This is a genomic window from Erythrobacter sp. (assembly GCF_023653175.1).
In the GTDB taxonomy this organism is placed as follows: domain Bacteria; phylum Pseudomonadota; class Alphaproteobacteria; order Sphingomonadales; family Sphingomonadaceae; genus Erythrobacter.
The window spans coordinates 1-9,096 of record NZ_JAMNXL010000143.1 but is presented as its reverse complement, the minus strand read 5'-3'; the positions used below and the strand labels follow the sequence as shown (position 1 = coordinate 9,096).

The 9,096-nt window shown below is 69.2% G+C and carries 9 protein-coding genes; 4 read left to right on the top strand and 5 right to left on the bottom strand.

Going from position 1 to position 9,096, the window contains the following annotated elements:
- Positions 1-29: 29 nt before the first annotated feature.
- Both NBV68_RS14470 and glnE read right to left on the bottom strand, forming a co-directional pair.
- Positions 30-503, bottom strand: coding sequence for a peroxiredoxin (locus NBV68_RS14470; protein ID WP_296310913.1), 474 nt, complete (start codon positions 501-503; stop codon positions 30-32).
- Positions 500-3,259 (bottom strand): bifunctional [glutamate--ammonia ligase]-adenylyl-L-tyrosine phosphorylase/[glutamate--ammonia-ligase] adenylyltransferase, encoded by a 2,760-nt coding sequence (gene glnE, locus NBV68_RS14465; protein WP_296310910.1) that lies wholly within the window; start codon positions 3,257-3,259, stop codon positions 500-502. Before glnE ends, NBV68_RS14470 begins: the two co-directional genes overlap by 4 nt.
- 141 nt (positions 3,260-3,400) lie before the next feature.
- On the opposite strand from glnE, the gene NBV68_RS14460 reads away from it, so the two are divergent.
- The 4 genes from NBV68_RS14460 (at position 3,401) to NBV68_RS14445 (ending at position 7,121) form a co-directional block, all read left to right on the top strand.
- The gene (locus tag NBV68_RS14460; protein WP_296310908.1) at positions 3,401-5,104 is read left to right on the top strand and encodes a M28 family metallopeptidase; all 1,704 of its coding nucleotides are present in this window, start codon (positions 3,401-3,403) and stop codon (positions 5,102-5,104) included.
- Positions 5,105-5,109: 5 nt separating this feature from the next.
- Positions 5,110-6,087 (top strand): agmatine deiminase family protein, encoded by a 978-nt coding sequence (locus tag NBV68_RS14455; RefSeq protein WP_296310906.1) that lies wholly within the window; start codon positions 5,110-5,112, stop codon positions 6,085-6,087.
- A gap of 49 nt (positions 6,088-6,136) precedes the next feature.
- On the top strand, positions 6,137-6,265 hold the full coding sequence (locus NBV68_RS14450) for a hypothetical protein (RefSeq protein WP_296310904.1): 129 nt from the start codon (positions 6,137-6,139) through the stop codon (positions 6,263-6,265).
- A 79-nt stretch (positions 6,266-6,344) separates the two neighbouring features.
- Positions 6,345-7,121, top strand: coding sequence for a DUF1223 domain-containing protein (locus NBV68_RS14445; protein ID WP_296310902.1), 777 nt, complete (start codon positions 6,345-6,347; stop codon positions 7,119-7,121).
- A gap of 57 nt (positions 7,122-7,178) precedes the next feature.
- Here NBV68_RS14445 and NBV68_RS14440 read toward each other — a convergent pair whose 3' ends face one another.
- The 3 genes from NBV68_RS14440 to NBV68_RS14430 all read right to left on the bottom strand — a co-directional run bounded on the left by NBV68_RS14440 (position 7,179) and on the right by NBV68_RS14430 (position 8,958).
- The gene (locus NBV68_RS14440) at positions 7,179-7,922 is read right to left on the bottom strand and encodes a sulfite exporter TauE/SafE family protein (protein ID WP_296310900.1); all 744 of its coding nucleotides are present in this window, start codon (positions 7,920-7,922) and stop codon (positions 7,179-7,181) included.
- A 9-nt stretch (positions 7,923-7,931) separates the two neighbouring features.
- The gene (locus NBV68_RS14435; protein WP_296310898.1) at positions 7,932-8,339 is read right to left on the bottom strand and encodes a DUF305 domain-containing protein; all 408 of its coding nucleotides are present in this window, start codon (positions 8,337-8,339) and stop codon (positions 7,932-7,934) included.
- 64 nt (positions 8,340-8,403) lie between these two features.
- Entirely contained in the window at positions 8,404-8,958 is a 555-nt protein-coding gene (locus NBV68_RS14430) for an SMI1/KNR4 family protein (RefSeq protein ID WP_296310896.1), read from the bottom strand.
- Positions 8,959-9,096: the final 138 nt, after the last annotated feature.

The following is a 9,096-nucleotide window of genomic DNA, read 5'->3' as shown; positions in this document are numbered from 1 at the left end:
GGATGGCGCGGGCGACGGTGGTCACGGGCTTAAAGAGCTTTGGCCGCTGCCAGCACGTCCTCGGCGTGACCGGCGACCTTCACCTTGTCCCAGATGCGCGCGATTGTGCCGTCGGCGCCCACCAGATAGGTTGCGCGCACCATGCCCATGTAGGTCTTCCCGTACATCTGCTTTTCCGCCCACACGCCGAGCGCGTCGCTGAGACCGCCTTCTTCGGCGTCGGTCGCGAGCGGGGCGGTGAGGCCGTGCTTGGCGATGAACTTGGCGTGCTTCTTGGCCGGATCCTTGCTCACACCCAGCAGCTTCGTCCCCGCCGCTTCGAACTGGTCCTTGAGCGCGGAGAAATCCTTGTTCTCGGTGGTGCAGCCCGGGGTGTCGTCCTTGGGATAGAAGAAGATCACGAGCTTCGATCCGGCAAAGTCGGAGGGCTTCACTTGCGCTCCTTCCGGGGTTTCCATGGCGATGTCGGGGATGGCGTCGCCGACGCCGGGGAAGTTGCTCATTGGGGGTTCTCCTGTTCGCTTTCGAGAATGTCTGTCCGCAAGATTTGTTTCCACACTTCGGCCACCCTGAGGCGCGCGGCGGCGAAGGCCTCCTCGAGTGCCTGATACGAATCGAACCCGCAGGCCCGCGCCAGCGCGCGCGCACCGCTCGACGGCGGCTCGCGGCCATCGGGGGCGAGCAGGCGTCCGGCGACCAGCATCCGGCTCATCAGCGCGTGCGGCTCGGCGAGGTCAGCCGGTACCAGTCCCGCCGCCACAAGGCCCTCCAGCGCCGCCGCAAGGTCGGGAGACAGCGCCTGCGCCGCGGCGTCGGCGAGCGGGCGTCCGTCCGCGGTCTCGCCCTTCAGCTGGAGGTAGTGCACCAGAAACTCGATATCGACGAGCCCCCCGCGCGACAGCTTGGCGTCGACCGGGCCGCCGGGCTGCTTGTGCTTCGCCATCTCGGCGCGCATCGCCAGCACCGCCTCGCGCAGCGCCGCCTTGTCGCGGGGCGCGCCCAGCACCTCGGCGAGCACGCCCTCGAGCCCGTCGCGCGCCTGCGCCGAGCCATAGAGCACCCGCGCGCGGGCGAGCGCCATGTGCTCCCACGTCCATGCCGCCTCGCGCTGATATTTGCCGAAAGCCTCGCAGCTCACCGCCATAGGCCCCTGGTTGCCCTGTGGTCGCAGCCGCGTATCGACCTCGTAGAGGGCTCCTTGCGCGGTCGGCACCGAGAGCGCGGCGCTGACCCGGCTGGCGAGGCGGTTGTAGTAGATCGTCGCGCCCAAGGGCCGCGCGCCGTCCGATTGCGCGGAAAAATCGCCTGTAAAGAGATAGACGATGTCGAGATCGCTGGCATGGGTCAGCGCCCCGCCGCCCAATCGCCCGAGGCCGAGGATCAGCAATTCGCTCCCCGCAATGCGCCCATGCTTGGCGGCGAATTCTGCCGCCGTCGCCTCCGCCGCCAGCTGCAAGGCGGCCTCCGCGGTGCGCGACAGGGCGCGGGCGATGGCGAGCGGATCGGCCAGCCCCTCGATCAGCTGGATGCCGAGCGCGAAGCGGATCTCGCCGGTGACGATGCGGATCGCGTCGAGCAGCGCCTCGTAATCATCGCGGATCGCAGCGCCGCGCATCCGCGCCATGATCGCCTGCATGTCGCCGGGCAGGTCGAGCGCGTCGCGATCGATCAGCGTGTCGAGCAGCTCGGGCTTGCGCGCGAGCTCGTCCGACAGCACCGGGGCGAGGGTCAAGGCAGCCACTAGCCGCTCGATCAGGTCGGGGCGCGCGTCGAGCAGGCGGAAGGTGGTTATGGCGGATGGCACGCTCTCGATGATCCGCTCCCAACGGGTGATCGCGCGCATCGGATCGTCGCTCCGGGCGATTGACTGGAGCAGCGCGGGCGCGAGCCGGTCCCATGCCTCAAGCGCCTGGGGGCTGCGGATCGCCGCAAAGCGCCCGTCGCGCCATGCCTCGATACGCTCGGCAAGGGTGCGCGGATCGGGGAAGCCCCACTGCGCAAGGCTGGTCGCCAGCGCGCTCACCGGCATGGCGACCGGTGCAGGCGCGGGCTCGGCGCGGCCTATCAGCTCTTCGTAGATGCGCGCGGTGGCGCCGGTCAGTTCGGTGAGCTCGGCGACCAGCGTCGCGCCGTCCTTGAGCCCGTCGAGCCGTGCGACATTGTCCAGCGCCTCGCCTTCGGGCAGCGCATGGGTCTGGCGGTCATGGACCATCTGCAAGCGGTGCTCGACCGCGCGCAACCGGTCATAGGCCGCGCCGAGAATCGCAGCGTTCTCGGGCGCGATCCACCCTGCCGCCGCCAGCGCATCGAGGCCCGCGCGCGTGCCCCGCACCCTGAGCGAGGCATCGCGCCCGCCGTGGATCAGCTGGTGGGTCTGGGCGTAGAACTCGATCTCGCGGATCCCGCCGCGCCCGCGCTTGACGTCGAAGCCGGGGCCGGGGGCGGGCGGGCCCTTGCCGCTGTCGCGGATCCGCAGGGTGAGCGCGCGGATTTCCTCGATGGCGCCGAAATCGAGCTGGCCGCGCCACACGAAGGGGCGGATTTCGTCAAGGAAGCCCTCGCCCGCCGCGACGTCTCCTGCCGCCGCGCGCGCGCGGGTGAAGGCGGCGCGCTCCCACGCCAGCGCTGCGCCCTGATAATGGGTCAGCGCCGCGCCGACCGACACGCAGAGCGGGCTGACCTCGCTCGCGGGCCTGAGGCGCAGGTCGACCCTGAGCGCGTAGCCCTCGGCGGTGTTGGCGGCGAGCAGCGCCACCACGCGCCGCGCGTAACGCTGCGCCGCATCGCCCGGATCGTCCGCCGCGCGGCGCGGCAGGCGGTCGCGGTCGAACAGCAGGATCGGGTCGATGTCGGAGGAATAGTTGAGCTCGCCCGCCCCCTGCTTGCCGAGCGCCAGCGCGATGAAGCCCGCCGCGCTGTCCTGATCGGTGCGTTCGTAAATCGCTGTGCGGATCGCGCGGTCGAGCGCGCGGTCGGCGAATGCGGTGAGTTCGCCGACCACGGCTGTGAGCGGGAAGGCTCCCGCAAGGTCGCCCACCGCCAGCGCGGCGGCGAGCGCAAGGCGTTCGCGGCGCAGCGCCACCTCGGTGTCCGGATGCGCGCCCTGCGCCCGCGCCCATGCCAGCGCGGCGGCGCCGTCACCGCGTTCCAGCAGCGCGGCGAGTTCCGGCTGGCGATCGAGCGCCCGCGTCAGAAACGGCGCGTGGGTTCGGGCGCGGGTGAGCGCGCCATGCCAATCGGGGGTTGGTTGCTCTCCCATCGCCCGCTCCTCTGGCCCCACCGCGCTCCGCTCGCAAGGGAGGAGTCTTTGTTGCCCTACCGCTCCGCTGCTTGAGGGCGGGCTGCTTGCACGCACTGCGCCGCTCTGCAAAGGAAAGTGCGCCTTTCGGGAGACGTTGCCATGACCATCCGCCTGTCCGCCTTCGGAGCCCTCGCCGCAGGAGCGCTTGTGCTCTCGGCCTGCGAGGGGATGCCTGCCCCCGGCGGTGCCAGCGCCGCGCTCGACATTGCCGAGGTTGAACCCGGCCAGATCGCCGAGGCGACCATGAAGGACGTCACCCGCACCCTTGCCAGCGACGCCTTCGAGGGCCGCGCGCCGGGCTCGGCGGGCGAGGAGAAGACCATCGCCTTCCTCACCGAGCGTTTCAAGGCGGCCGGCTTGCAGCCGGGCAACGGGGATTCGTGGGTGCAGGAAGTCCCGCTGGTCGAGATCACCGGCAAGGACTTCGCGCCGCTCGCCATCACCGGGAAAGGCGCGCCGCTCAGCTTCCAGTATGGCAAGGATTGGGTCGGCGCGACCTATCGCGAGGAGGCCGAGACAAAGATCGACGCCAGCGAGCTGGTGTTCGTCGGCTACGGCATCAACGCCCCCGAAAAGGGCTGGAACGACTACGCGGGCCTCGACGTGAAGGGCAAGACGGTGGTGATCCTCGTCAATGACCCGGATTGGCAGACCGCGGGGCTCGAAGGCCCCTTCAACGGCAAGGCGATGACCTATTACGGCCGCTGGACCTACAAGTACGAAGAAGCCGCCCGTCAGGGTGCGGCGGGCGCGCTGATCGTCCACCAGACCGCGCCTGCCGCCTATGGCTGGAACGTCGTCGAAAGCTCGTGGAGCGGTCCGCAGGCCTATGCTCAGCGTGGGCCGGATGCAGGCCCGCTGACTCAGATGAACGGCTGGGTGACCGAGGACGCCGCGCGCAAGGTGCTGAAGGCGGCGGGGCAGGACCTCGATGCGCTGACCAAGGCGGCGCAGGCCAAGGGCTTCAAGGCTGTGCCGCTTGGGCTGAGCCTCTCGACCGGCTTCAGGAACGACGTTCGCAGCTTCATGTCGCACAATGTGATCGGCATTCTTCCGGGCACCGAGGCGCCTGAGGAATACGTCCTCCACACCGCGCACTGGGACCACCTCGGGCGCTGCACCCCCGCGCCCGATGGCGACAACATCTGCAACGGCGCGGTCGACAATGCCACGGGCACCGCCGCGCTGGTCGCGCTCGCCGAGGCGCATGCCAAGGCCGGCGCGCCGCGCCGCAGCCTCGTGTTCCTTGCGGTGACGGCGGAGGAATCCGGCCTGCTCGGCGCGACCTATTACGCGCAGAACCCGGTCTTCCCGCTCGCGCAGACGGTCGGCGGGGTCAACATGGACGCGCTCTCGGTTGCCGGGCCTGCAAAGGACGTGACCGTGATCGGCGGCGGCAAGTCGCAGCTCGATGCCTTCCTCGACACCGCGCTGAAGGCGGCCGGGCGCACCGCGACCCCCGATGCCAAGCCGGAAGCCGGCTATTACTACCGCTCCGACCACTTCGCCTTCGCCAAGCTTGGCGTGCCGATGATCTATGTCGAAGGCGGCGAAGATCTGGTGAACGGCGGGCGCGAGGCCGGGGCTGCGGCGGCAGCCGACTACACCGAGAACCGCTATCACGGCCCGAAGGACGAGTTCAACGAGGGTTGGGACTGGTCGGGCGTGATGGAGGACTTGCAGCTCTACTACCGCCTCGGCCGGATGATGGCAGCGAGCACCAGCTGGCCCACCTGGAACGACGGCGACGAATTCCGCGGCATTCGCGATGAAAGCTGCAAGGCTTCCGAGAAGGGCTGCTGACCGCGATGACCGCACTGATGCCCCCCGAATGGGCCGCGCAGGAGTGGCTGTGGATCGGCTTCCCGCATCTCGCCGAGGAATGGCCCGGCTGGCTTGAACCGGCGCAGGAGCAGATGGCGGACTTTGCCTCTGCCGTGGCGGAAAGCGGGCAAGCGGTGCGCCTGCTGGTGCGCGACGAGGCCAACGAAGCGCGGGCGCGGTCGCTGGTCAGCGATAAAGTGACCCTCGAGCGCCGCGTATATGGTGACGTCTGGCTGCGCGACACCGGCCCGCTGGTGGTGCGCGAGGGCGATGGCACCCGCACCGCGCGGCGCTTCGGCTTCAACGGCTGGGGCGGCAAGTATCTCATGCCGGGCGATATGGAGATCGGCGCGGAGCTGGCGCGCGACGCCGGGCTGGCGATCACTGCCTCGCCGATGATCCTCGAGGGCGGGGCGGTCGATGGCGACGGCACCGGGCTGGTCGCGACCACCGAGCAGTGCCTTTTGAACCCCAACCGCAACCCGCAGATGGGCCGCGACGCAATCGAGGCTGAACTTGCCGCCCACCTCGGCTTCACCCGGGTGCTGTGGCTCGGCGAGGGGCTGATCAACGACCACACCGACGGGCATGTCGACAACCTCGCGCGGTTTGTCGGGCCGAACCGCCTCGTGGTGCCCGAGCCGACCGGCACCGATGATCCCAACGCCGCGATCTATGCCGATGCCGCCGCGCGGGCGTCGGCAGCTGGTGTCGAGGTGGTACGCATCCCGTCACCGGGCCGTATCGAGCGCGACGGGCGCATCGAACCGGCGAGCTACGTCAATTTCGCGATCACCTCGCACCTCGTGGTGGTGCCAACTTTCGGCAGCCCCCATGATGCGGACGGGGTCGCCGCCATCGCCGCATTGTTCCCGGACCGCGACACGATCGGGCTTCCGGGCGACGCGGTGCTGGCCGGCGGCGGCGGCTTCCACTGCGCCAGCCAGCAGATGCCGGCGTGAGGCGCCCGAATTAACGCTTCATTAGGGATTTGCGGCCAGTGTGCGGGTGATGAACCGCGCTCTCGCCTTGCCGCTTGCCGCTGCCAACCGCCTCGACGCGGTGGAGTTCGCGCGCCAGCTGATCGTGCTCGGCTGCGCGCTGTCGCTGATTCTGGCCGGACGCGCGCTCCCCTTTTGAGCCCTTTTGCGGCGGGCGCGTAACCGGACGCCGGTAGAACGCGAAAGCATCCCCGACACTCTTGTGCGAGGATGAACCCATGACGATCAGCCGCCCCCTTCTTGCAGCCTTCGGCGTTGTTGCCGTGCTCGGCGCCGCCAGCTTCGGCCTGTCACAGGGTGCGCCTTCGGCCGCGCCCAAGTCGGGCTCTGCTCCCGCCGTCGCCGTTGCCGGCGAGCCGGTGCTGCTCGAGCTGTTCACCAGCCAGGGCTGTTCCTCCTGCCCCCCTGCCGACGCATTGGCCGAAAAGCTCAGCGCCAACCCCGATCTCGTCGTCATCGCCCGGCCCGTCACCTATTGGGACCGGCTCGGGTGGAAGGACACGCTCGCGCAGGAGAGCAACACCGCGCTCCAGCAGGATTACGCGCGCCGCGGGCTTGCGGGGCGCAACGGGGTCTATACCCCGCAGCTGGTGGTCAATGGCAGCTATGGCCTTGTCGGCTCGTACGCCTCCCAGGTCGCGCCGAGCGTCAAGCAATATGGCGGCAAGAGCGACGCCGCGATTCGTGTCGCCCCGGCGGCTGGCGGCGGCTATTCCGTGAACCTTTCGGGCACCGGTCAGGGCAAGGCCGAACTGCTGCTCGTCGCGGTCACCCGCAAGGTCGAGGTCGGGATCGGCAGCGGGGAGAATGGCGGGCGACGCGTGACCTATTCCAACGTGCTGCGTTCCGAGCGCCGGTTAAGCGACTGGGCCGGCGGCAAGGCGAGCGTGACGCTCGCGGCGAGCCAGCTCAAGGTGCCGGGCGCGGACCGCTATGCGCTGGTGCTACGCCAGCCGAACGGCGGCACGGTGCTCGCCGCGCGGTGGGTTTCCTAGGGGCATCGCGCGAAAAAGTGGGAACCGGTTTTTCGCCTGAGGCGATGTGACCGAAAATCACAGCAGGCGGGCGAGGGCGGCCACCGCTGCCCCGCCCAGCACCACGCCGACGACGGAGCGCCACACCGGATCGCCGATCCTCCCCGACACCCGCGCCCCAAGCCGGTTGCCGAGGATGATCACCGGCAGGATCAGCACCGCAAACAGCAGCAGTTCCAGCCGCAGGATGCCGAGCCCGGTCGCGCTCAGCAGTCCGGTGGTGGCGGCGATGGTGAAGATCAGCTGCATCGAGGCCTTGGCGGTCGCTCGCGGCAGTTCGCGCCCGGCATAATAGGGCACCACCGGCGGCCCGGGCATGCCCGCATAGCCGGTCATCAGCCCGCTCAGTACCCCGACAAAACCCGTCACGCCGCGCCCCGGAACCGCGTTCCCGCGCCGGGGGAGCAGGATCGCGACAAAGGCGCTCAAGGCGATCAGCGCGATGACGAGGCGCGCGACGTCGCGCCCCGTCAGCGACAGGGCGTAGAGGCCGAGCGGCGTCGTCGCCACCACCAGCGCCCCGATCACCCAGGCGCTTTTCTCGGCATCGCGCACGAGGCTGCGGATCTCGGTCGCGCCGATCATCAGCGATAGCGCATTGGTCAGCAGCACCGCCTCGACCGGGGGGAGTGCCAGTGCGAGCACCGGCACCAGCAGGATCGCCATGCCGAACCCCGTGAGCCCGCGCACGAAGGCCGAGCCGAGCGCCGCGCCGAAAGCGACGGCGAGTTGCAGCGCGGTGAAGCCGCCAAGGATTTCCACGCCCGTCCCTTACTTCGCTTCGCGCGCCTTCAGCCAGGATTCCATCTCGGCGATCTCGCCCTTCTGCGCGGCAATGATCCGGGTGGCCAGATCGCGTGCCTTTTCGTCCTTGGCGTATTTCAGCGCCACTTCCGACATGGCGACCGCGCCCTTGTGGTGGGCGAGCATGCCTTGCATGAAAGCGACATCGGGATCGGCGGGGATATCGGCCATCCCGGCGTGCATCGCGTCATTCGCCGCCTTGTAGGCCGCCTGCGCCTCGGTCAGCGCTGCGGGCGTGCCTTCGCCCATGTCGTGGCCCGAATGGTCCATCGCGGAATGGTCGGCGGTGTCGGCATCCTTGGCCTGTTCAGCCTCAGTGCCGCATCCTGCGAGCAACAGCGCAGCGGCGGCGGCGATCGGAAAAGTGCGGGTCATGGGCGAATCTCTCTCCAAATGGTCGCAATTGCAAGGGGATGTAAGGCGGCGATGGCAAGGTTGCTCAAAACACGCGCCCGCCGAGCCACGCCTCGTACCACTCCAGAAACCCGCAACCCAGCGGGATGAAGGGGCCGCCGCTATCGGTCGCGTCGATCCACACCGTACCCCGCGCCGGGCCGGAAACGACGAGCACCCAATAGCGCGCGCACCCCTCATGCGCCAAGCCGATCAGGCCGCGATAATGGCGGAAGATAGCGAGATACATTTCCTCCTCGCTAGCCGGCCCGTCAGCGGCGGCCTGCCAATCGGTTTCCATGTCGTCCTTCGGATTGTGGACGGCGGTGTGCGGGAAGGGGCGGCGCAGGTGATCGAGCGGGACAGGTGCGCCCCAAAGCTTGTTGTCGTAGTCGAGCGCCTTGTCGAGAGGCAGAAGCCCGTAGCCCGGCCCCGGCCCGCCATTGCCGACTTGCGCCAGAAAGCGGCGATAGTCCTCCGGCAAGGCGACCCCATGATCGGCCTCGAAACCGGCGAGCGCGCTTTCGCTCAGAACGGGGTCCATCCTCGGAAACACGAAGAACCGCAAGGCGTGGTCGCGCAACCGGGCGAAGGGATTCATGGCGGTGCCGGAGGCTACCCGCGCAGATCCGGCGGGGTGCCTTCGCTGCGCAGCATCGCGATCGCCTCGGTGAGCGGCATGACCTTCTGGTGCTCCGCCCCGAGCGTACGCACCGCGACGGTGCCTTCCTCGGCCTCG

What these genes read in the sequence shown, in the direction of transcription:
- NBV68_RS14445 (WP_296310902.1), top strand. Translation starts at nt 6,345, where the DNA reads ATGACGATCAGCCGCCCCCTTCTTGCAGCCTTCGGCGTTGTTGCCGTG.
- NBV68_RS14455 (WP_296310906.1), top strand. Translation starts at nt 5,110, where the DNA reads ATGACCGCACTGATGCCCCCCGAATGGGCCGCGCAGGAGTGGCTGTGG.
- NBV68_RS14460 (WP_296310908.1), top strand. Translation starts at nt 3,401, where the DNA reads ATGACCATCCGCCTGTCCGCCTTCGGAGCCCTCGCCGCAGGAGCGCTT.
- NBV68_RS14470 (WP_296310913.1), bottom strand. Translation starts at nt 503, where the DNA reads ATGAGCAACTTCCCCGGCGTCGGCGACGCCATCCCCGACATCGCCATG.
- NBV68_RS14450 (WP_296310904.1), top strand. Translation starts at nt 6,137, where the DNA reads ATGAACCGCGCTCTCGCCTTGCCGCTTGCCGCTGCCAACCGCCTCGAC.
- glnE (WP_296310910.1), bottom strand. Translation starts at nt 3,259, where the DNA reads ATGGGAGAGCAACCAACCCCCGATTGGCATGGCGCGCTCACCCGCGCC.
- NBV68_RS14435 (WP_296310898.1), bottom strand. Translation starts at nt 8,339, where the DNA reads ATGACCCGCACTTTTCCGATCGCCGCCGCCGCTGCGCTGTTGCTCGCA.
- NBV68_RS14430 (WP_296310896.1), bottom strand. Translation starts at nt 8,958, where the DNA reads ATGAATCCCTTCGCCCGGTTGCGCGACCACGCCTTGCGGTTCTTCGTG.